Annotated in this window: 21 protein-coding genes; 17 read left to right on the top strand and 4 right to left on the bottom strand. The window is 54.4% G+C overall.

Annotated features, from left to right (window positions below; all coding sequences use genetic code 11):
• Window positions 1–17 precede the first annotated feature (17 nt).
• The gene (locus M8Q36_RS11450; RefSeq protein ID WP_249880946.1) at window positions 18–2840 is read left to right on the top strand and encodes an RHS repeat domain-containing protein; all 2823 of its coding nucleotides are present in this window, start codon (window positions 18–20) and stop codon (window positions 2838–2840) included.
• A gap of 161 nt (window positions 2841–3001) precedes the next feature.
• Here M8Q36_RS11450 and M8Q36_RS11445 read toward each other — a convergent pair whose 3' ends face one another.
• Window positions 3002–4273 carry a lipase family protein gene (locus M8Q36_RS11445; RefSeq protein WP_249880945.1) on the bottom strand — a complete coding sequence of 424 codons (1272 nt, stop codon included), beginning with the start codon at window positions 4271–4273 and terminating at the stop codon, window positions 3002–3004.
• A 153-nt stretch (window positions 4274–4426) separates the two neighbouring features.
• Between M8Q36_RS11445 and M8Q36_RS11440 the strand changes: the two genes are divergently transcribed.
• From M8Q36_RS11440 to tcp, 5 genes are all read left to right on the top strand, one after another.
• Window positions 4427–4738: an ArsR/SmtB family transcription factor gene (locus M8Q36_RS11440; RefSeq protein ID WP_249880944.1), complete on the top strand. Its 312-nt coding sequence runs from the start codon at window positions 4427–4429 to the stop codon at window positions 4736–4738.
• A 2-nt stretch (window positions 4739–4740) separates the two neighbouring features.
• Window positions 4741–5265: a rhodanese-like domain-containing protein gene (locus M8Q36_RS11435; RefSeq protein WP_249880943.1), complete on the top strand. Its 525-nt coding sequence runs from the start codon at window positions 4741–4743 to the stop codon at window positions 5263–5265.
• An 82-nt stretch (window positions 5266–5347) separates the two neighbouring features.
• On the top strand, window positions 5348–5890 hold the full coding sequence (locus M8Q36_RS11430; protein WP_249880942.1) for an RNA 2'-phosphotransferase: 543 nt from the start codon (window positions 5348–5350) through the stop codon (window positions 5888–5890).
• Between the two features lie 75 nt (window positions 5891–5965).
• Window positions 5966–7387, top strand: coding sequence for a DNA cytosine methyltransferase (locus tag M8Q36_RS11425; RefSeq protein WP_249880941.1), 1422 nt, complete (start codon window positions 5966–5968; stop codon window positions 7385–7387).
• Window positions 7388–7519: 132 nt separating this feature from the next.
• Window positions 7520–9184, top strand: coding sequence for a methyl-accepting chemotaxis citrate transducer (gene tcp, locus M8Q36_RS11420; RefSeq protein ID WP_249880940.1), 1665 nt, complete (start codon window positions 7520–7522; stop codon window positions 9182–9184).
• A gap of 80 nt (window positions 9185–9264) precedes the next feature.
• Here the strand turns inward: tcp and M8Q36_RS11415 are convergent, their stop codons facing one another.
• Both M8Q36_RS11415 and M8Q36_RS11410 read right to left on the bottom strand, forming a co-directional pair.
• The gene (locus M8Q36_RS11415; protein ID WP_249880939.1) at window positions 9265–10146 is read right to left on the bottom strand and encodes a hypothetical protein; all 882 of its coding nucleotides are present in this window, start codon (window positions 10144–10146) and stop codon (window positions 9265–9267) included.
• 150 nt (window positions 10147–10296) lie between these two features.
• A complete protein-coding gene (locus tag M8Q36_RS11410; RefSeq protein WP_017459341.1) occupies window positions 10297–10455 on the bottom strand; it encodes a YqaE/Pmp3 family membrane protein in 159 nt (52 codons plus the stop codon).
• A 179-nt stretch (window positions 10456–10634) separates the two neighbouring features.
• Between M8Q36_RS11410 and M8Q36_RS11405 the strand changes: the two genes are divergently transcribed.
• Window positions 10635–10814, top strand: a complete 180-nt coding sequence (locus tag M8Q36_RS11405) for a GDFGVC terminal motif YodC-like protein (RefSeq protein WP_020454900.1) — start codon at window positions 10635–10637, stop codon at window positions 10812–10814.
• 450 nt (window positions 10815–11264) lie between these two features.
• Window positions 11265–11714: an L-alanine exporter AlaE gene (gene alaE, locus M8Q36_RS11400; RefSeq protein ID WP_249880938.1), complete on the top strand. Its 450-nt coding sequence runs from the start codon at window positions 11265–11267 to the stop codon at window positions 11712–11714.
• A gap of 31 nt (window positions 11715–11745) precedes the next feature.
• On the opposite strand, the gene M8Q36_RS11395 is transcribed toward alaE, so the two are convergent.
• Window positions 11746–12090, bottom strand: a complete 345-nt coding sequence (locus M8Q36_RS11395) for a DUF2002 family protein (RefSeq protein ID WP_017459338.1) — start codon at window positions 12088–12090, stop codon at window positions 11746–11748.
• Window positions 12091–12252: 162 nt separating this feature from the next.
• Here M8Q36_RS11395 and M8Q36_RS11390 point away from each other — a divergent pair, with 162 nt between their 5' ends.
• The 9 genes from M8Q36_RS11390 (at window position 12253) to M8Q36_RS11350 (ending at window position 21725) form a co-directional block, all read left to right on the top strand.
• Window positions 12253–12579 carry an ElaB/YgaM/YqjD family protein gene (locus tag M8Q36_RS11390; RefSeq protein WP_200552563.1) on the top strand — a complete coding sequence of 109 codons (327 nt, stop codon included), beginning with the start codon at window positions 12253–12255 and terminating at the stop codon, window positions 12577–12579.
• Window positions 12580–12840: 261 nt separating this feature from the next.
• Window positions 12841–13086: a glutaredoxin-like protein NrdH gene (gene nrdH / locus M8Q36_RS11385; protein WP_020454901.1), complete on the top strand. Its 246-nt coding sequence runs from the start codon at window positions 12841–12843 to the stop codon at window positions 13084–13086.
• Entirely contained in the window at window positions 13083–13493 is a 411-nt protein-coding gene (gene nrdI, locus M8Q36_RS11380; protein WP_065370252.1) for a class Ib ribonucleoside-diphosphate reductase assembly flavoprotein NrdI, read from the top strand. Before nrdH ends, nrdI begins: the two co-directional genes overlap by 4 nt.
• Window positions 13466–15610, top strand: coding sequence for a class 1b ribonucleoside-diphosphate reductase subunit alpha (gene nrdE / locus M8Q36_RS11375; protein WP_249880937.1), 2145 nt, complete (start codon window positions 13466–13468; stop codon window positions 15608–15610). Before nrdI ends, nrdE begins: the two co-directional genes overlap by 28 nt.
• Window positions 15611–15620: 10 nt before the next feature.
• Window positions 15621–16583: a class 1b ribonucleoside-diphosphate reductase subunit beta gene (gene nrdF / locus M8Q36_RS11370; protein ID WP_249880936.1), complete on the top strand. Its 963-nt coding sequence runs from the start codon at window positions 15621–15623 to the stop codon at window positions 16581–16583.
• 388 nt (window positions 16584–16971) lie between these two features.
• Complete coding sequence (gene proV, locus M8Q36_RS11365) at window positions 16972–18174, top strand: glycine betaine/L-proline ABC transporter ATP-binding protein ProV (RefSeq protein ID WP_249880935.1); 1203 nt, start codon at window positions 16972–16974, stop codon at window positions 18172–18174.
• Complete coding sequence (proW, locus tag M8Q36_RS11360) at window positions 18167–19231, top strand: glycine betaine/L-proline ABC transporter permease ProW (protein ID WP_249880934.1); 1065 nt, start codon at window positions 18167–18169, stop codon at window positions 19229–19231. Before proV ends, proW begins: the two co-directional genes overlap by 8 nt.
• A gap of 59 nt (window positions 19232–19290) precedes the next feature.
• A complete protein-coding gene (proX, locus tag M8Q36_RS11355; RefSeq protein WP_249880933.1) occupies window positions 19291–20292 on the top strand; it encodes a glycine betaine/L-proline ABC transporter substrate-binding protein ProX in 1002 nt (333 codons plus the stop codon).
• A 248-nt stretch (window positions 20293–20540) separates the two neighbouring features.
• Complete coding sequence (locus M8Q36_RS11350) at window positions 20541–21725, top strand: MFS transporter (protein ID WP_249880932.1); 1185 nt, start codon at window positions 20541–20543, stop codon at window positions 21723–21725.
• The last annotated feature ends 45 nt before the right edge of the window (window positions 21726–21770 follow it).

Below are 21770 nucleotides of genomic sequence, written 5' to 3'. Positions count from 1 at the left end.
ACAAACAGGAGAGAATAATGAGCACATCACTGTTCAGCAAAACCCCGTCGGTGTCGGTTATCGACAACCGGGGTCTGGCGGTGCGCGACATCGCGTATCACCGCCATCCCGACACGCCACAGAACACTGACGAACGCATCACCCGCCATCGATTTGATGCACGCGGCTTCCTGGCACGCAGCGCCGATCCGCGCCTGCACGATACCGGGCTGGCAAACTTTATCTGGCTAACGGATCTCAGCGGCGATGTACTACGTACTCAGAGCGTAGATGCAGGCATCACTATCAACCTGAACGATGCCAGCGGTCGCCTGTTTACCTCGGCCAGCAATATTCGCGCCGCTGACGATGGTGCTGAAGACCGACGCCTGCTGGTGATCCGCCGCTGGCAGTATGAAGACGTCTCGATGCCAGGACGCCCGCTGAGCGTGAGTGAGCAGATAGCTGGCGCAGCAGCACGTATTGCGGAGCGCTTTGTGTATGCGGGAAACACGGAAGCGGAGCAGGCGCTAAACCTCGCAGGGGTATGCATTAGCCATTACGACCCGGCAGGTTTGCTTTCGACAAACAGCGTTTCGCTGAGCGGCGTACCGCTTTCCGTCACCCGCCAGTTACTACCGGACGACGCGCAGGCAGACTGGCAGGGGGCGGACGTCTCGGCGTGGAATGACCTGCTGGCGGGCGAAACCTACACCACGCATAGCACGGTGGACGCCGCCGGAAATGTACTCACCACCACCGACGCGAAAGGCAATATTCAGCGCGTGGCCTATGACGTGGCGGGTCTGCTGAAGGGCAGCTGGCTGACGGTGAAGGGCGGTTCCGAGCAGATTATCGTGAAATCTCTCACATACTCCGCTGCCGGGCAGAAGCTGCGCGAGGAGCACGGCAACGGCGTGGTGACCACATATTCATATGAAGCGGAAACGCAGCGCCTTGTTGGCATTAAAACGGAACGAGTCTCCGCCACAAAAGTGCTGCAGGACCTGCGCTACGAGTACGACCCGGTGGGTAACGTGCTGGTGATTACTAACGATGCCGAGGAGACGCGTTTCTGGCGCAATCAGGAAGTCGTTCCCGAAAATACCTACACCTACGACAGCCTGTACCAGCTGGTCAGCGCCAGCGGGCGCGAAATGGCCAGTGCAGTACAGCAGAACAGCAATCTTCCTGCGTATTCCTCCTTTGATGACGCCACCTACACGAACTATTCCCGCACTTACACCTACGATAACGCCGGTAATCTGACGAAAATCCAGCACAGCGCGCCTGCATCCGGCAATAACTACACCGTGAACATGACAGTATCCGACCGCAGTAACCGCGCGGTACTCAGCACGTTTACGGAAAATCCGGCCGATGTTGAGGCGCTGTTCACTGCCGGTGGTCAGCAGCAACAGCTTTTACCGGGGCAGAACCTGCTGTGGACGGCGCGCCAGGAACTGCAGCAGGTCACGCCCGTCACCCGTGACGGAGAACCCGACGACAGCGAACGTTACCGTTACGACGCCAGCAGCCAGCGCGTGCTGAAAATCACATCACAACTGACCGGCAGCACCACACAGACAAAACGGGTGATTTATCTGCCGGGTCTGGAACTGCGCAGCAGCAGCGCGGAAACTCTGCAGGTGATAACCGTCGGTGTTGCCGGGCGCGCACAAGTGCGGGTGCTGCACTGGGAAAGCGGGCAACCTGCCGGTATCAGTAATGACCAGATTCGCTACAGCTACGACAGCCTCACCGGCAACAGCGGACTGGAAGTGGACAGCAGCGGCGAACTTATCAGTCAGGAAGAGTATTACCCGTATGGCGGCACGGCACTGTTTGCCGCGCGCAGCCAGCTGGAGGCGGATTACAAAACGATTCGTTATTCCGGCAAGGAGCAGGATGCAACCGGGCTCTATTACTACGGATATCGCTATTACCAGCCGTGGGCGGGACGGTGGCTGAGCGCGGATCCGGCGGACACGGTGGACGGACTTAATTTGTTCAGGATGGTGCAGAATAATCCTGTGACGCTGGAGGATGATAATGGCCTGGCTCCAGGGAATAGATATGTCTATTTTCCTTTTTTGGATGAAGCAAGAGTTTCACGTTTAGTAAAGGGAACTTACACCAGAACAGAAAAGAATAAATGGGGTTTAATAACAGTTCTCAAACCTGAGGACGAAGATAAATTTACCGATATTGTGGAAAAATTCTTCTCTCATTTGCCTAACAGCAGTGATGAGCTTAAAGAAAGCGTTTTATTCAACACAGTAAATGACCTGCAAGAAATGAGTGAAAACGATCAGTTAATTATTAATTCACACGGACTTCCTGCCAGCAGTTATTTTTATGGTGAGCGTATCGGAGAATCGCTTCCTCAAATTTCTGCCAGCCAGGTAGCGCAAACGCTAGTCACTGACTTTGAACTTCCCGCAACAGCAAAAATCAAGGTCAGTGCCTGTTACAGTGCACAAGGTAAAGGTGATCATATTGTTATTGACGACTCGATAAAATCGAGCCGAAAAACACTTAAATTCATTGCGAAAAATAGAGGTCCATTTTCTGCCTCTTTGGCTGGAAAACTAGAAGAGAGCTTACTTGAATTACAACCCAAAAGAGAGAGGGGTAACGTTTACGGATACTTAGGTTCATCAGTATTTTACCCATTCAAACAGAAAAAAATTATCATTTCAGAAAATGGAAAATTTGTAAAAAAAGAAGCTACAGCTAAACCCTCTTTTTTTGATAAGAAAACAGTAACTCCAGATGGCGATATTAAAATTAAACAGATACAGATAAAAAGGAGTCTGACGCGCACGAATGCATCAGGAACACATGCAGAGCAGATTTGAGTAATATTGATGTTGGCGGCTGGCAAAAAAAGGGAGTTACCGCTATCCGGCAATTTTTGCGGCTAAAGGGAGAAGTCTGTCACACAGACCTCTCCCTTTAATTTTTCTGCCGCTTTAGGCGGAGAGTGGGTTGTCGCTGCGTCTCCGGTTTGCCTGGCACACTACCGGTTAAACGGCACGCCCTTTAATGGCTGCTGCAATTTCCCCGGCGCTTGTAACGAACCACAACTGTCGGGCTGAGGGGTGTTTTCCATCACGCCGCGTACAAATTTCAGCTCATCGTCGAAAGCAACGTTAACCACACCGTTATGCGTAATGCCGGGGTAGGTCTTCCACTCCACTGCATTACCACCCGCGCAGAGTGCAGCGATAGCGGCGTACTGGTGATGTGGCGACAACGTGTGATCGGCAAGCCCGGTTGCGGTAAAGAGCGGTGCGGGAAAAATTTTCACCGGCATATCCGTTACCGCAAGCAATGTTGACTCCACCTGCTTTGTGCCACCGATAAACACCGTGTCACCCGTGAGTTTTTCCCGCCGCTCATAGCGCCCCAGTTCCGGCATACAGGATGTTCTGGCGAGCGCCAGCATCTTCGCGCCTTTCTCCGTCACCCATTTTTCCGCCGCCGGTGCGCCGTCCGGCAACGAACCGCCAATGATGCGCAGCAGCGTAAGGCGGGCAGGATCACGCGGCCCTGGCCGCGCAGGCCCCGGTTTTATCGGACCGTCCGGAAAAGTGGCAACCACACCGGTGGCTATTGTCGCGCGCAGCTTGAGTTCCGGCGCATAATCCGGCGCGAGCAGGCTGGCGCCGAGCGATGCGCCGGAGCCTTGCGACTGACCGCTGATCACCAGATTATTTGCCAGTTGCGGCGTGCTGCTGAGCACAGCGCGCGCGCTATCGAGCACCGAACGTCCTTCGGCTTCCCAGTTCATATATGGGTGCGGGCCTGGCCCGCCAAGCCCCTGGTAATCGGTGGCGACGACGGCAAAACCGTGCTTCAGCCACTGATTGATATAGTACGCATCCCGCGGGGTCGGGTTAGTCCAGGAAGGCGCACAGCTATCGGCAACGCCCAGCGTGCCGTGCGCCCAGGCAACAAGCGGCCAGCCGCCTTTTGGCGCGTGCCCTTTCGGCAACCACAGCGTACCGCTGACCGGCACGATGCCAGCATTCCAGCGTTTATCCTGCGAGGTATAAAGAATGCGCATGATCTGGCTGGCATCAGTAATGTCAGGCTGACCGGGAATCGGCTCTTCACGCAGCATCATGCCGGGTTTATCGGGTAACGCGCCATCCCAGATATAAAACAGCGAAAGCGTTTGATCACCTGCCGCAGGCCCAACCGGCAACGCGTTGCTCCAGGCGTTCGCGCCGTTGACCCACAGTGTAAGGGCGCAAATCGCACAGTTGAGATAGCGACAAACTTTCACGTTTTTCTCCATAGATAGCGGGATGTTAGCCGTCAGTAAACGGAGTTGGCGGCAAGAATTCAAACCGAAAGTGTGAGTAATTTATTCATACAGGTTGCTTTTTCCTCGCCACTTATTTTAGAGTTACCTAAATTTAGACAATACTAAAATACAATGACCAGTCCCGATATCACCTTACTGCAAGCGCAGGCAGAGAAAGCGTCTGCCCTGCTGAAAGCGATGAGTAACCCGCATCGTTTACTGATCCTCTGCATGCTGTGCGATGCGCCCGGTACATCCGCCGGGGAGTTAAGCGCGATTACAGGCCTGAGCCCTTCCGCCACGTCGCAGCATCTGGCACGGATGAAAGAGGAAGGGTTGATCGAAAGCCAGCGCCAGGCGCAGCGGGTGAACTACTTCATTAAAGCGCCTGCGATCCGAACGCTGGTTCATACGCTGAAAACCCTTTATTGCCCGGAGATATAACCATGCAGTACACCCTCGTCAGCCCACAAGAAGCCAGCGCGCAGCAGCAAAACGGCGCGCTGATTGTTGATATTCGCCAGGCGGATGAATTTCGTCGTGAACATTTGCCGGACGCGGTTTCCCTGCCGCTGGACGACGTGCTTGCCGGGCAAACTGTTACGCAAATTTCGCCGGACCAAACGGTTATTTTCCATTGTCAGTCTGGTATGCGCACGCAACAAAACGCCGACGCATTAATGCGCGCCGCAGGGTCAGCAAAGGTGATGATCCTCGACGGTGGGCTCAATAACTGGAAGCGCGAAAAGCTGCCGACGGTGCAGGATAAACGTCAGCCGCGCCCGCTGATGCAGCAGGTGCAGATTATGGCAGGCAGCCTGATCCTGCTCGGTGTGGTGCTTGGTTTTACGCTTCACCCTAATTTCTTTCTGCTGTCGGGTTTTGTTGGCGCGGGTTTGCTGTTCGCGGGTCTGAGCGGCTGGTGCGGCATGGCGCTTCTGCTGGCGAAAATGCCGTGGAACCGCAGTTAAGCAGGTTTGCGCTGCCAGAAGTGGGTAATTGCCCGCACAGAAAAGTCGCCAGATAATGGCGCTTTCAAACGGAGAGTCATTGATGGACAAAAAACAGAGTGAGATGAGCAAGTTTTTAAGCTACGTCTTACGCCATGAACCCCAGGCGATTGGGTTGACGCTGGATGCGGAAGGCTGGGCCAATATCGACGCGCTGATCGCGGGTGCAGCGCTGCAAGGTTATGCGTTTACCCACGAGCTGATCCGCCAGATTGTCGAGACCAGCGATAAAAAGCGCTTCACCTTATCTGCCGATGGTGTATCAATCCGCGCCGCGCAGGGGCATTCCACCGCGCAGGTCAATATTTCCTATCAACCTAAGGTGCCGCCAGAAACGCTTTATCACGGCACGGCTACCCGTTTCCTTGACGACATTCTGGCGCAGGGGCTTGAAGCAAAATCGCGCCAGTATGTGCACTTATCCGCCGATGAAGTCACAGCAACGGCAGTTGGCCAGCGCCATGGGAAACCGGTGGTATTGCGAGTTAACGCAGGCGAGATGCAGACGCAGGGCTTTGTTTTCTATCAAGCTGATAACGGCGTGTGGCTCACCGAATCAGTACCGCCTTCATTTATTACGCAGTAAAAAACCCCGCACCTGCCGATTATCCTCTGGGTCAAATGAGTGATATATTTCAGGGCCTAACCCCAAGGAGACGTCATGGCGGAATTTGATTCACTTGCGCAGGATCTGCTGGCGCAGGCAGATACTGACCAGCAGCGACAGCAGGAACGGGACCGGGTACTACTGGATCAGGTGCTGGAAATCTACGGCCAGAAATATGTGGCGGAGCAGTTAAAAAAAGCGGGTAAAGCCGAGTGGAGCCGCGAATCGCTCAACCGCTGGGTCAACGGCAAAGGCAATCCGAGAACATTCACCGCCGCCGAAGAAGCGCAGCTTCGCAGCTTGCTGCCCTCCCCGCCCGCCCATCACCCGAACTATCGTTTTCGCTTTATCGATCTCTTCGCCGGTATCGGCGGTATTCGCAGCGGGTTTGAAGCCATTGGCGGGCAGTGCGTGTTCACCAGTGAATGGAATAAAAACGCGGTGCGCACCTATAAAGCCAACTGGTACAACGATCACGCCACCCATACCTTCAATCAGGATATTCGCGAAGTGACGCTGAGCGGCAACCCGAACGTTTCCGAAGCCGACGCCTATGCGCATATCGCTGCAACGCTCCCCGACCATGATGTTCTGCTCGCCGGATTTCCCTGCCAGCCCTTTAGCCTCGCGGGCGTGAGTAAAAAGAACGCCATGGGTCGCGCGCACGGGTTTGAGTGCGAAGCGCAGGGCACGCTATTTTTCGATGTGGCGCGCATTATCAAAGCCCGTCGCCCGGCGATCTTCGTGCTGGAAAACGTTAAAAATTTAAAGAGCCACGACAAAGGCAAAACCTTCAGCGTGATCATGAATACGCTGGATGAACTAGGCTATGACGTTGCTGACGCCGCGCTGAACGGCAAAGATGACCCGAAAATCATCGATGGCAAACACTTCTTACCCCAGCACCGCGAGCGCATTGTGCTGGTGGGTTTTCGCCGCGATTTAGACCTCGCCGACGGCTTTACCTTGCGCGACATCGACCGTTTTTATCCGACAAAACGGCCCGCATTCGGTGAGTTACTGGAGCCAACCGTCGACAGCAAATATGTGTTGTCGCATAAGCTGTGGGATTACCTCTATCGCTACGCGAAAAAACACGCCGCGAAAGGCAATGGTTTTGGTTTCGGGCTGGTTGATCCAACCCGCGCGGATAGCGTGGCGCGCACGCTTTCGGCGCGTTATCACAAAGATGGTTCAGAAATTCTTATCGATCGCGGTTGGGATAAAGCGCTCGGCGAGGCCGATTTTGCCAACGCGGAAAACCAGGCGCGTCGCCCGCGACGTCTGACGCCGCATGAATGTGCGCGTTTGATGGGGTTTGAAAAAGTGGGCGAAAAACCGTTTCGCATTCCGGTTTCCGATACCCAAGCTTATCGCCAGTTTGGCAACTCGGTTGTCGTTCCCGTCTTCGCCGCCGTGGCAAAACTGCTGGAACCCCGTATTGCTCTCGCCGTAAAACGCCGCAAAAAAATCTAAAACATGTTCCCGGCGCGCAAGGCGCCGGCACTTATTTAAGTCTTATTTAAGTGTTTAAAAAGTGATCATAAAGTTAATGCTGGCCAGGTCGATATTAGTGGTGCAATCCCGACTCTCTCACGGACTATGGCCATGCTTAAAAATATACGGGTTATTACAGGCATCATTATTGCTCTTTCAGTATTTTGTCTTCTTCAACTGGTTACTGGGGGTCTTTTCTACTCTGCGGTCAATAACGACAGGGTCAACTTTCAGAACACTGGCGTTCTGAACGCGCAGCAAGAAAATCTTGGCGACAGCGTGAACACGCTTATCAAAACACGCGTTACCGTTACCCGCGTGGCAATCCGCTTTTTGAAAAACCAGCGCGATCCAGCGTCGCTGGCCAGCATTGAAAAACTACTCACTACAGCAGCAGATTCTCTGGGTAAGTCCGAAGGGTATTTCAATAACTACAAAAGCACACCGCGCGTTGCCGGTCAGGACGCTGCATTAGCCGACGAAGTAGCGCAGAACATCACCAAGATGCACGATGTGTTGCAGCAGTCGATCGCTTTCCTGCGCGCCAATAACTACGAGGCTTATGGCAACCTCGACGCGCAGCAAGCGCAGGATGATATGGATGCCAGCTACGCCAAATGGCGGGCGGAAAACAACACCTTCCTGCAAGCCGCCGCACAGCAAAACCAGAGCAGTTTTACCAGCATGCAGTGGACGCTGGGCGTGATTTTGTTGGTGGTCATTGCGGTGATGACCATCATCTGGCTCGGTCTGCAGCACTTGCTTCTGCGCCCGCTGCACAGCGTGATGGGGCATATTCGCGCTATCGCCGGGGGCGATTTGACGATGAGCATTTCGGCTGAAGGGCGTAACGAAATGAGCCAACTCGCCGCCGGTTTACATGAAATGCAAACGTCGCTGGTGAAAACCGTCAGCGCGGTGCGTAACAGCTCCGATTCGATTTACACCGGCGCCAGCGAAATCTCCACCGGCAACAACGATCTCTCGTCGCGTACCGAGCAACAAGCCGCCTCGCTGGAAGAGACCGCCGCCAGCATGGAACAGTTAACGGCAACGGTGAAACAGAACACCGATAACGCTCGTCAGGCATCGCATCTGGCGAAAAACGCCTCCGATACCGCCGCGCGCGGTGGCGAAGTGGTGAATAACGTGGTGCGCACGATGAGCGAAATTTCCGACAGTTCGCAGCAAATCGCCCATATCACCAGCGTGATCGACGGCATTGCCTTCCAGACCAATATTCTTGCGCTCAACGCTGCGGTAGAAGCGGCGCGCGCCGGTGAACAGGGCCGTGGTTTTGCGGTGGTGGCAGGTGAAGTCCGTACGCTGGCAAGCCGCAGCGCGCAGGCGGCTAAAGAGATCAAAACCCTGATTGATAACTCTGTGAACCGGGTGAACTCGGGTACCACGCAGGTTGCGGAAGCGGGCGATACGATGAAAGAGATCGTCAATGCCGTTACGCGTGTGACGGATATTATGGGCGAAATCGCCTCCGCCTCTGAAGAACAGAGCAAGGGAATTGAACAGGTGAGCCTTGCGGTATCGCAGATGGATAGCGTAACCCAGCAGAACGCCGCGCTGGTGCAGGAATCCGCCGCTGCTTCCGCTGCGCTGGAGCAGCAAGCCGAGCAGTTGCGCCAGGCAGTTGCCGTGTTCCGTGTTAACGGACACAACCCACTCCTGAGTGCAAAACCGGGCAAACCGCAAGCCACGCCGCTGCGCCCGGTCGCTACCGCAGCGCCATCAAGTAGTGACAACAACTGGGAAACGTTCTGACACCCGCAAAAAGCCAGCGCGGTATGCTTGTCGCGCTGGCTGTTCTTCCTTTCACGATGCCGTTTACATCGCTGTCGCGGTTACTGATTGCCACGCTCTTGTGCTGCATCACTCTGTTTTGCCGTCTGCAAAAAAACCGCGAACTGCTGCCATTGCTGCTGTAGCGCGCTGATGTGGTTTTTCTCGATATCACGCATAAACGGCAGCGTTCCGCTACTGTCCACTGACTGATTAAACTGCGTGAACCAGCTATCGCTGTCAGTACCGCTGGCGGTGATACTCAGCATTTGATTGCGTACCGTCTGGGAGGCATGAGTGCCCGCGCTCAGTTGATCAATCGCCTGCTGATGTTGCCTGGCTTGTGTCGTATTGCCCAGGCTTTGCGCCAGATTCGACGCCTGCGTCAGCACCACGCGGTTAATCTGATCGGCCTGATCGGCTTTATCAGCAATAAAACCGGCGACAAACGCGCTGGCCTGCTGCTGATAATCAGCAGAGATGTACTTTGACACCACCTCATTCAGCTTCGCCTGGGTCATCGACAGATCCATCGCGCTGGTCGTGTAATCACCGCTCGCTTGCGGTGAGACCAGCGCCTGATGCAGCGCGGCGGCCATGTCATCAGGGTTAACGGTTGAGTGCTGGAAAAAGTCGATAAATTTCACCGCGTCGCCCGCGCTTTGCGGATCGGAATAGAACTCGCTGGCGAGGCTTGGCCCACGGGCATAAGTGGACATGTTGGTATTGCGAACCACCGCCATTGCCTGAGCCCTCTTTTCAGCTTCTTCTTTGGTCGGCGCAGTGTGCCCTTCCATGCCCTTCGCCAGCGCTTCTGCTGAGATATTGACGGAAATTGAGCTTTCCGTGACGATCTCTTTTCCGGCAAACGTGATGGTTTTTGACTGACGTACTTCGGGCAACGTCTGTGACGCGGCAGCCGAACCGATATCCTGAATGCTCATATCTTCTCCGTAGAATTGACGTTCATCAGTCGGTTATCGTCGGCGCGGCAACGGTTCTTTACCTTTTTGCGCGAAATTCACGCAAAACCACCATAAATTGGGGTGTTATCAGGTGAGTTCTAATAATGGGCGGGGACCCGCCCGACGGAGTTAATTGCGGGTTTGCACCCAAAACGCGTGGATCAGGCCAGGGAAATATCCCAGCAGTGTAAGCAGGATGTTAATGATAAATGCCCAACCGAAGCCTTTGCCAAGCAGCACGCCCAGCGGCGGCAGAATAATGGTAAATACAACTCGCCAGAAACCCATATAAACCTCCTGTGCAACGTCATTCCAGTTGATTGAAAAGAAAGACAATCCCTTAAAGATTAGCCACTTTGCCTGCAGCTGCCACTTTCACGGGCCGTGTTTACCCTCTTTTACGCTGTACCCAGGCGGACGTTCAGGCTATGTTTATCTTCACAAACTCATTACAAAAGGAGCAAAGCATGTTTTCTGTCGGCGATATTGTGCAGCCACGTATTGGCGGGCCAAAACTGAAAGTACTGGAAGTCCATCAGGATCAAATTGTCGCGGTTCCGGCCCACGACGAGCAGGCAGCAAAAATCACGCTGAAAGCGGAAGATGTCTCTCTGTATAAAGAAGACGGTGATTTTGGCGTCTGCTGATCGGCGGCGGTGGGCGTTCACCCACCGCTTAAAACTTCATTTCCATTCAAAAAAACCGCATAAACAAGCAACCTCATTTTCAGCACTAAACACTGCCATTCACGCTTAGTTAGCATAAAAAATGCTGCCTAATGTTTTATTTTCTTCCGCAAAGCATAGCGCTCTAAAACCCGCCAATTTTGTCCCCAGCCAGTCAGTGCGCCACATCACATATAAAATATAACCACTTGATATTTAATACATTTAATAGCCAGCCCAACAAAAATAATGAAATGCGTAAAATTCACGCAAACGCAGAGCACTTTATCCAATAAAGAAAAGAAAATAAAAATTTATCGCTAGTTGTGAGTTTCAATGCAGACAGATAATCTACGAACATCAAACCAGTCGTTTCAAAACACTAACACGACCGTTCCTCAGCCTGTTTATTGATTATCAAGGAGCACCACCATGTTCTCTTCGCAGTCTCGCCTGCGTCACGCCGCTGCGGACACCTTTGCTATGGTTGTCTACTGTTCGGTAGTGAACATGTTGATTGAAATATTTCTCTCCGGAATGAGCTTTGAACAGTCACTTTCATCGCGGCTGGTGGCTATTCCGGTGAACATTATTATCGCCTGGCCTTATGGCATGTACCGCGATGTATTTATGCGTTACGCCCGCCGTATTAGCCCGTCTGGCTGGATGAAAAATCTCGCCGATGTGCTGGCTTATGTGACCTTCCAGTCACCGGTGTATGTCGCTATTTTGTGGGGAGTCGGTGCCGACTGGCACCAGATTGTCGCCGCAGTCAGCTCCAATATTGTGCTGTCGATGATGATGGGCGCAGTGTACGGTTACTTCCTCGATTATTGCCGCCGCCTGTTCCGGGTGAGCAACTACCATCAGGCCAAGGCCTGATGGCGGGCGGCAGGCTTTGGTCTGTCGCCTTTTAATGCGCTTCGCCAAATAACCCCGTAATAAACTTTTCCAGCGCCACGCGCGAACTAAAGCCGTGCGGAATGCCGTAGTGCTCCTGGGCATCGCCGCCGAAGTAGAGCGGGAAATTCTGGTAGTGATCGCATAATTTGATGTCCGAGGCGGGTTCCGCAAGCGACGAACTGCGTTCTTTCAACGTGGGGTGGATCACCAGCGCCGTGCGTCCCATACGCGCTTCGCGGTTAACATACACATAATTTTCGCCACGGCGATAACCATAGGTTTTCGGCGTGGCCACATCCATGGTAAATCCCACTTTTTCCAGCACGCGCGCCACTTCATCGGGTCTTAAATACATAGATTTTCCTCGTCATCTTTCCAAAGCCTCGCCACCTTACATGACTGAGCATGGACCGTGACTCAGAAAATTCCACAAACGAACCTGAAAGGCGTGATTGCCGTCTGGCCTTGAAAATTATGGTCTAAACTAAAATTCACATCGAAAACGAGGGAGGATCCTATGTTTAACAGACCGAATCGCCGTGACGTAGATGAAGGTGTTGAGGATATTAACCACGATGTTAACCAGCTCGCTGACAGCCTCGAAGCCGTGCTGAAATCCTGGGGCAGCGACGCGAAAGACGAAGCGGAAAGCGCGCGTCGTAAAGCACAGTCCCTATTGAAAGAGACCCGCGCACGCATGCATGGCCGCAGCCGTGTGCAACAAGCGGCGAGAGATGCCGTGGGTTGTGCCGATACGTTTGTGAAAGACAAACCCTGGTGCAGTGTTGGCGCTGCCGCCGCGGTCGGTATTTTTCTTGGCGCGCTGCTGAGCTTGCGCCGCTAACGAATTTCCGCACGACCCAACCCCTGCCGGTTTCCCCCGCAGGGGTTTTTATTTGTCTGCACATTGCCCTTTTCTGTACGAAACGCGTACACACCGCCCTTACCCATTGTTTCTATCCTCCGGGCAAAGCCTATGACAATTTCCTATATATTGTGTGGTTGCATCTTTAAATAACTACATCTAGTATTCAGATCAGTAACACAGACACTAACTGACGCGAACCTTCGCGCCGCCACTCCACTTTAGACGGAAATACGAATTATGCGCATTACCATTTACACTCGAAATGATTGTGTTCAGTGCCACGCCACCAAACGTGCGATGGAAAGCCGTGGCCTGGCGTTCGAAATGGTGAACGTTGACCATGTGCCGGAAGCGGCAGATGAGCTGCGTGCGATGGGCTTTCGTCAGTTACCGGTGGTTGTCGCCGGGGAAACAACATGGTCCGGTTTTCGCCCGGACATGATTAACCGCTTACATGCCGCGCCGAGCGTCGCCAGCGCATGAGCACTCTCGTCTACTTCTCCAGCAGCTCGGAAAACACGCAGCGTTTTATCGCGCGTCTCGGGCTGCCGGCCGTGCGCATTCCGCTTAATGAGCGTGAACGCATCCAGGTAGACGAACCCTATATCCTGGTGGTGCCCAGTTATGGCGGTGGCGGTACGGCAGGCGCGGTTCCGCGCCAGGTGATCCGCTTTTTAAACGATCCGCATAACCGCGCGTTGATTCGCGGCGTGATCGCCTCCGGGAACCGTAATTTCGGTGAAGCCTTTGGTCGCGCAGGCGATGTGATATCGCAAAAATGCGCCGTGCCGTATCTGTATCGTTTTGAGTTGATGGGCACCCAACAGGACATCGACAACGTGCGTAAAGGAGTGAGCGAATTTTGGCTACGACAACCGCAGAGCGCGTGATGCAATCCGCGCCCGATTTCCACGCGCTGAACGCGATGCTGAATCTTTATGATAAAGACGGCCGCATTCAGTTTGATAAAGACCGCGAGGCGGTGGACGCCTTTATGGCAACCCATGTGCGCCCGAATACCGTGACGTTTAACAGCCAGGATGAACGTCTGAACTGGCTGGTGGCGGAAGGTTATTATGACGACAGCGTGTTAGCCCGCTACGACCGCGCGTTCGTCGTCGACCTGATTGCCGATGCGCATGCCAGCGGTTTCCGCTTCCAGACCTTTCTCGGCGCATGGAAGTTTTACACCAGCTACACGCTGAAAACGTTTGATGGCAAACGCTATCTTGAACACTTCGAAGATCGCGCCTGCATGGTGGCGCTGACGCTGGCGCAGGGCGATAAAACGCTGGCGCGCCAGTTAACCACCGAGATCCTCTCAGGCCGTTTTCAGCCCGCGACGCCAACGTTCCTCAACTGCGGCAAACAGCAGCGCGGCGAGCTGGTCTCCTGTTTCCTGTTACGCATTGAAGACAATATGGAGTCGATTGGCCGCGCGGTGAATTCCGCGTTGCAGCTTTCCAAACGCGGCGGCGGCGTGGCATTTCTGCTCTCCAACCTGCGTGAAGCCGGCGCGCCGATCAAGCGCATTGAAAACCAGTCCTCCGGGGTGATCCCGGTGATGAAAATGCTGGAAGATGCCTTTTCCTATGCCAACCAGCTCGGTGCACGCCAGGGCGCGGGCGCGGTTTATCTGCACGCGCACCACCCGGATATTCTGCGTTTTCTCGATACCAAGCGCGAAAACGCCGACGAGAAAATCCGTATCAAAACCCTGTCGCTGGGCGTGGTGATCCCGGATATCACTTTCCGTCTGGCGAAAGAGAACGCTGAGATGGCGCTGTTCTCGCCCTATGATATCGAGCGTTTATACGGCAAACCGTTCGGCGACGTAGCTATCAGCGAGATGTACGAGCAGTTGCTGGCCGACGATCGCGTGCGTAAAAGCTACATTAATGCCCGCGATTTCTTCCAGACGCTGGCGGAAATCCAGTTTGAATCCGGCTACCCGTACATCATGTTTGAAGATACGGTCAACCGCGCCAATCCGATTGCCGGGCGCATTAACATGAGCAACCTGTGCTCGGAAATTTTGCAGGTCAACAGCGCCTCGACCTTCGATGAGAATCTTGATTACGCCAATACCGGGCGCGATATCTCCTGCAACCTTGGCTCGCTGAACATTGCGCACACCATGGATTCCCCGGACTTTGGCCGTACAGTGGAAACCGCCATTCGCGGTTTAACTGCGGTGTCTGACATGAGCCATATCCGCTCGGTGCCTTCGGTGGAAAACGGCAATGCCGCCTCGCACGCCATCGGGCTTGGGCAGATGAACCTGCACGGTTATCTGGCGCGCGAAGGCATCGCCTACGGCAGCCCGGAAGGGCTCGATTTTACCAATTTCTATTTCTACACCATCACCTGGCATGCGCTGCATACCTCAATGATGATCGCCCGCGAGCGCGGTCAGCATTTTGCCGGTTTCCCGGCCTCGCGCTACGCCAGCGGCGAGTATTTCAACCAGTACCTTGAGGGTGACTGGCAACCGAAAACGGAAAAAGTGCGGGCGCTGTTTGCACGTGCTGGCATCACCATCCCAACCCGTGAAATGTGGCAACAACTGCGTGACGATGTGATGCGCTACGGGATCTATAACCAGAACTTGCAGGCGGTACCGCCCACCGGATCGATCTCGTATATTAATCACGCGACATCAAGCATTCACCCGATTGTGTCGAAAATTGAGATCCGCAAAGAGGGCAAAACCGGGCGCGTTTACTACCCGGCGCCGTTTATGACCAACGACAACCTGGCGCTGTACGAAGACGCCTACGAAATCGGGCCGGAAAAGATCATTGATACCTACGCAGAAGCCACGCGCCATGTGGATCAGGGGCTCTCGCTAACGCTGTTCTTTAAAGACACCGCCACCACCCGCGATATCAACAAAGCGCAGATTTACGCCTGGAAAAAAGGCATTAAGTCGCTGTATTACATTCGCCTGCGCCAGCTTGCGCTGGAAGGCACCGAAATCCAGGGCTGCGTGTCCTGCGCGTTGTAAGGAGAAAAGGATGAGCCAACTATCACGCGTCAGCGCGGTGAACTGGAACAAAATCCAGGACGATAAAGACCTGGAAGTGTGGAATCGCCTGACCAGCAATTTCTGGCTGCCGGAAAAAGTGCCGCTGTCGAACGATATTCCCGCCTGGCAAACCCTAAGCCCGGCAGAACAGCAGCTTACTATCCGCGTGTTTACCGGTCTGACGTTACTCGACACCATTCAGAACACCGTCGGCGCACCCGTGTTGATGGCGGACGCGCTTACGCCGCACGAAGAGGCGGTGTTGTCGAATGTCAGCTTTATGGAAGCGGTGCACGCCCGCTCTTACAGCTCTATTTTCTCTACACTCTGCCAGACCAGAGATGTCGACGCCGCTTACAGCTGGAGCGAAGAGAACCCCGCATTGCAGCGCAAAGCGCAGCTGATCCTGCACTATTACCGCGCCGATGAACCGCTGAAAAAGAAGATCGCCAGCGTTTTTCTGGAATCGTTCCTCTTCTATTCCGGTTTCTGGCTGCCGATGTACTGGTCGAGCCGCGGTAAGCTCACTAATACCGCTGATTTGATTCGCCTGATCATTCGCGATGAAGCGGTGCACGGCTACTACATTGGTTATAAGTACCAGAAAGGCCTGGAAAAAGTGAGCGCAGAAAAACGCGAGGAGTTGAAAACGTTCGCGCTGGATCTGCTGATGGATCTCTACGAGAACGAACTCAGTTACACCGACGATCTGTACGCCGATAGCGGCTGGGCCGAGGATGTAAAAGCGTTTCTCTGTTACAACGCCAACAAAGCGCTGATGAACCTCGGTTATGAGCCGTTATTCCCGCCGGAAATGGCCGACGTGAACCCGGCAATTTTGTCCGCGCTCTCGCCAAATGCCGATGAAAACCACGACTTTTTCTCCGGCTCCGGCTCGTCCTATGTGATGGGTAAAGCCGTCGAAACCGAAGACGAAGACTGGAACTTCTGATCTTTCTTTCCTCTCCCCATCGGGAGAGGAATATTCCCGTAAATAGTGTATTTAAAATAACCCGCTGCGAAAAAAGGATATTATTATTTCAATAATGTCTTCACGATTTCCCGGCACAATATTCTTCTAGCTTCTACACTGTAATTGCCTCGTCATTTTCATCTGAATCAGCACTATTCAGGTGCGATTCCCCGATGAATTTCAAAAAAATTTCATCCGCCGCCAGCCCTTATTTCATGGGAAATGGCGTCAATTATCGCTTAAGCAAATTCTTAAATGCGGGAAATTCAGGGTTGTCTCAGATTCTGAGTATGCTAGGGTATATCCAGTCAATTATTCTCACCAGGTACGATATCAACACAATAAATAACAGGAACTCTATTATTGCATGGCAATTAAATTAGAAGTTAAAAACCTTTATAAGATATTTGGCGAGCATCCGCAGCGGGCTTTCAAATATATTGAAAAAGGACTTTCGAAAGAACAAATTCTGGAAAAAACGGGTCTGTCGCTTGGCGTGAAAGACGCCAGTCTGGCCATTGAAGAAGGCGAGATATTTGTCATCATGGGGTTATCCGGATCGGGTAAATCCACTATGGTACGCCTTCTCAATCGCCTGATTGAACCCACCCGCGGACAGGTGCTGATTGACGGCGTGGATATCGCCAAAATATCAGACGCCGAATTACGCGAGGTGCGCAGGAAAAAGATTGCGATGGTCTTCCAGTCATTTGCGCTAATGCCCCATATGACGGTGCTGGATAATGCTGCCTTTGGCATGGAATTAGCCGGTATTGCGGCGCACGAACGCCAGGAAAAAGCGCTGGATGCGCTGCGTCAGGTTGGGCTGGAGAATTATGCGCACAGTTATCCGGATGAACTTTCTGGCGGTATGCGCCAGCGTGTTGGTCTGGCGCGCGCATTAGCCATCAACCCCGATATCTTATTAATGGATGAAGCCTTCTCCGCGCTCGATCCATTAATTCGCACCGAAATGCAGGATGAACTGGTAAAACTGCAGGCCAAACACCAGCGCACCATTGTATTTATTTCCCACGATCTCGATGAAGCGATGCGTATTGGCGACAGGATTGCCATTATGCAAAACGGTGAAGTGGTACAGGTCGGCACACCGGATGAAATATTGAATAATCCGGCCAATGATTATGTGCGCACCTTCTTCCGTGGCGTGGATATTAGCCAGGTGTTCAGCGCCAAAGATATTGCGCGTCGAACGCCTGTCGGGCTAATTCGCAAAACGCCCGGCTTCGGCCCGCGTTCGGCGCTGAAACTGTTGCAGGATGAAGACCGTGAATTCGGTTATGTGATTGAACGCGGCAATAAATTTGTCGGCGTTGTTTCCATCGACTCCCTGAAAGAAGCGCTCGGTCAAAGCCAGGGGATCGAGGCGGCGTTAATCGACTCCCCGCTTGCGGTGGATGCCGAAACGCCGCTCAGCGAGTTGCTCTCCCACGTTGGGCAAGCGCCCTGTGCCGTACCGGTGGTCGGTGAAGAGCAACAGTATGTGGGCATCATCTCTAAACGGATGCTGCTGCAGGCTTTAGATCGCGAGGGGGCAAACAATGGCTGATCAAAATAACCCGTGGGATAGCGCACCGGCAAGCGACAACGCCGCGCAGTCTGCGGATGCCTGGGGCGGCGGCAGTAGCGCACCAGCCGATGGCGGCAGCGCTGACTGGCTGCACAGCGCGCCGGCACCCGCGCCGGAACACTTCAATATTATGGATCCGTTCCATAAAACGCTGATCCCGCTCGATAGCTGGGTGACGCAGGCGATCGACTGGGTGGTGATGCACTTTCGCCCGCTGTTTCAGGGCATTCGCGTGCCGGTGGATTACATCCTCAGCGCGTTCCAGCAGATGCTGCTGGGCATGCCCGCGCCGGTGGCGATTATTCTTTTCTCGCTGATCGCCTGGCAGATGAGCAGCGCCGGAATGGGCGTTGCCACGCTGGTATCACTGATTGCTATTGGTGCTATCGGTGCCTGGTCGCAGGCGATGGTGACATTAGCGCTGGTACTGACCGCCCTGCTGTTCTGCGTGGTGATCGGTTTGCCAATGGGCATCTGGCTGGCACGTAGCCAGCGCGCGGCGAAAATTGTTCGCCCGCTGCTGGATGCGATGCAGACCACCCCCGCGTTTGTCTACCTGGTGCCGATTGTGATGCTGTTTGGTATCGGCAACGTACCGGGCGTGGTGGTGACGATTATCTTCGCCCTGCCGCCGGTGGTGCGTCTGACTATTCTCGGCATCAACCAGGTGCCGGCCGATTTGATCGAAGCCTCGCGCTCATTTGGCGCAAGCCCGCGTCAGATGTTGTTTAAAGTACAGTTACCGCTGGCCATGCCCACCATTATGGCGGGAATTAACCAGACGTTGATGCTTGCCCTCTCCATGGTAGTGATCGCCTCGATGATCGCCGTTGGCGGGCTTGGCCAGATGGTACTGCGCGGTATTGGCCGCCTTGATATGGGGCTTGCCACCGTTGGCGGCGTAGGGATTGTTATCCTCGCCATCATTCTCGACCGCCTGACGCAGGCTGTCGGTCGCGACTCCCGCAGCCGCGGTAATCGTCGCTGGTATCAAACCGGCCCGCTGGGTCTGCTGACCCGCCCTTTCGCTAAATAATCTGTCGCCCGGCAATCTCGCCGGGCAGCAGTATCCCACCTGAACAATAAGGAACAACGATGCGACATAGCGTACTTTTTGCCACAGCGTTTGCCACCCTTGTCTCGACCAGTGCATTTGCTGCGGACGCAGAACTGCCAGGCAAAGGCATCACCGTCAAGCCATTTCAAAGCACTATCGCCGAAGAGAGCTTCCAGACATTGCTGGTGAGCCGCGCCCTTGAAAAACTCGGTTATACCGTGAATACCCCGGACGAAGTGGATTACAACGTGGGTTACACCTCAATGGCAGCGGGCGATGTGACTTTTACCGCCGTCAACTGGCAACCGCTGCATGGCGACATGTATGCCGCCGCCGGGGGCGACAAAAAATTCTACCGTGAAGGCACCTATGTGACCGGTGCGGCGCAAGGATATTTGATCGATAAGAAAACCGCCGAGAAATATCACATCACCAATATTGAGCAGCTAAAAGATCCGAAAATCGCCAGGCTGTTTGATGGTAACGGCGACGGCAAAGCCGATATGATGGGTTGCTCACCGGGCTGGGGCTGCGAAGCGGTGATTAACCACCAGCATCAGGCTTACGGTCTGGAAAACACCGTCACCGTTAGCCACGGGAACTACTCGGCGATGATGGCGGATACCATTACCCGCTTCAAAGAGGGCAAACCGGTGCTCTATTACACCTGGACGCCGTACTGGGTCAGCGACGTGCTGAAACCGGGTAAAGATGTGGTCTGGCTGCAGGTCCCGTTCTCTTCCCTGCCGGGTGAACAGAAAGATATCGACACCAAACTGCCAAACGGCATGAACTACGGGTTCCCGGTGAACACCATGCATATTGTTGCCAACAAAGCCTGGGCTGAGAAAAACCCGGCCGCAGCAAAACTTTTCGCCGTGATGAAACTGCCGCTGGCCGATATCAATGCCGAAAACGCCATGATGCATGCAGGCAAATCGTCTGAAGCGGATATTCAGGGTCACGTTGATGGCTGGATCAAAGCGCACCAGCAGCAGTTCGACGGCTGGATCAAAGAGGCGCTTGCCGCACAGAAATAACCTGTTGCGCTAAGCCTTCCCAAAGCGCCATCGGTTTTTTGCCGCATGGCGCTTTTGCTTATTCAGGCTCTGCCCGCCTGTTCGCCTGTTCGCCTGTTCGCCTGTTCGCCTGTTCGCCTGTTCGCCTGTTCGCCTGTTCGCCTGGCAGGGTACGTCACCGCACGTTCCGACACGCGATCTTCCTCACAAAATTCAATCTATTGGCTATGATGAGTGTCTGGAAAAAACATACCTGACTAACAACGCCAATGACCACACCGAACCAGGGCCTTAGCCCGGCGCTGATTGCGCTGATGTCCGTTGCCACCGGCCTCGCCGTTGCCAGCAACTACTACGCGCAACCGCTCCTCGATACCATCGCCCACGCCTTTTCGCTCACGCCCAATCAGGCCGGATTTATTGTTACCGCCGCCCAGCTTGGCTACGCCGCCGGGCTGTTATTTCTCGTGCCGCTTGGCGATATGTTCGAACGACGTTCGCTGATTGTGCTGATGACGCTGCTGTCGGCAGGCGGCATGTTGATCACCGCCAATAGTTCGTCGCTCGGGCTGATGATCCTCGGCACCGCGCTGACCGGGCTGTTTTCCGTGGTGGCGCAAATTCTCGTACCGCTGGCCGCCACGCTGGCAACCCCGGACAAACGCGGCAAAGTGGTGGGCACGATTATGAGCGGTCTGCTGCTCGGCATTTTGCTGGCGCGCACCGTTGCCGGATTGCTGGCAAGCCTGGGCGGCTGGCGCACGGTTTACTGGGTCGCCAGCGTATTAATGGTGCTAATGGCGCTGGCGCTGTGGCGCGGGCTGCCGAAAATCAAGCAAGATAATCACCTTAATTATCTGCAACTGCTTGGCTCGATATTTGGCCTGTTTGCCGGTGACAAACTGTTACGTACCCGGGCAATGCTTGGCTGCCTGAGCTTTGCGAACTTCAGCATTTTGTGGACGTCAATGGCGTTCCTGCTGGCCTCACCGCCGTTTCGGTTCTCCGAGGCGACGATCGGCCTGTTTGGCCTGGTAGGCGCCGCAGGTGCACTTGGCGCGCGGCAGGCCGGTGGGCTGGCGGATCGGGGTCACGCCCATCTCACCACCACTGGCGGCCTGATTCTGTTGCTGCTCTCCTGGGTGGCTATCTGGCTTGGACACAGCTCGGTTATCGCCTTGATTATTGGCATTATCGTGCTGGATCTCACCGTGCAGGGGGTGCATATCACCAACCAGACGGTTATCTATCGCGTGAAACCGGACGCACGAAACCGCCTGACCGCCGGGTATATGACCAGCTATTTTATTGGCGGCGCAGCGGGCTCGCTGATCTCCGCTTCCGCATGGCAACACGCCGGCTGGACAGGGGTTTGCCTCGCGGGTAGCGTTCTGGCACTGCTGAATCTGCTGGTTTGGTGGCGAGGATTTCACCACCAGGAGGCGGCAATGTAAACAACCACCCACGTTTGCACGTTTCGGAGGAACACCGGGGTGTTA

This window comes from Kosakonia sp. R1.Fl (assembly GCF_023516815.1).
In the GTDB taxonomy this organism is placed as follows: Bacteria; Pseudomonadota; Gammaproteobacteria; order Enterobacterales; family Enterobacteriaceae; genus Kosakonia.
Note: the sequence above shows the minus strand (reverse complement) of the source record. Positions and strands in the feature narration are given on the sequence as shown.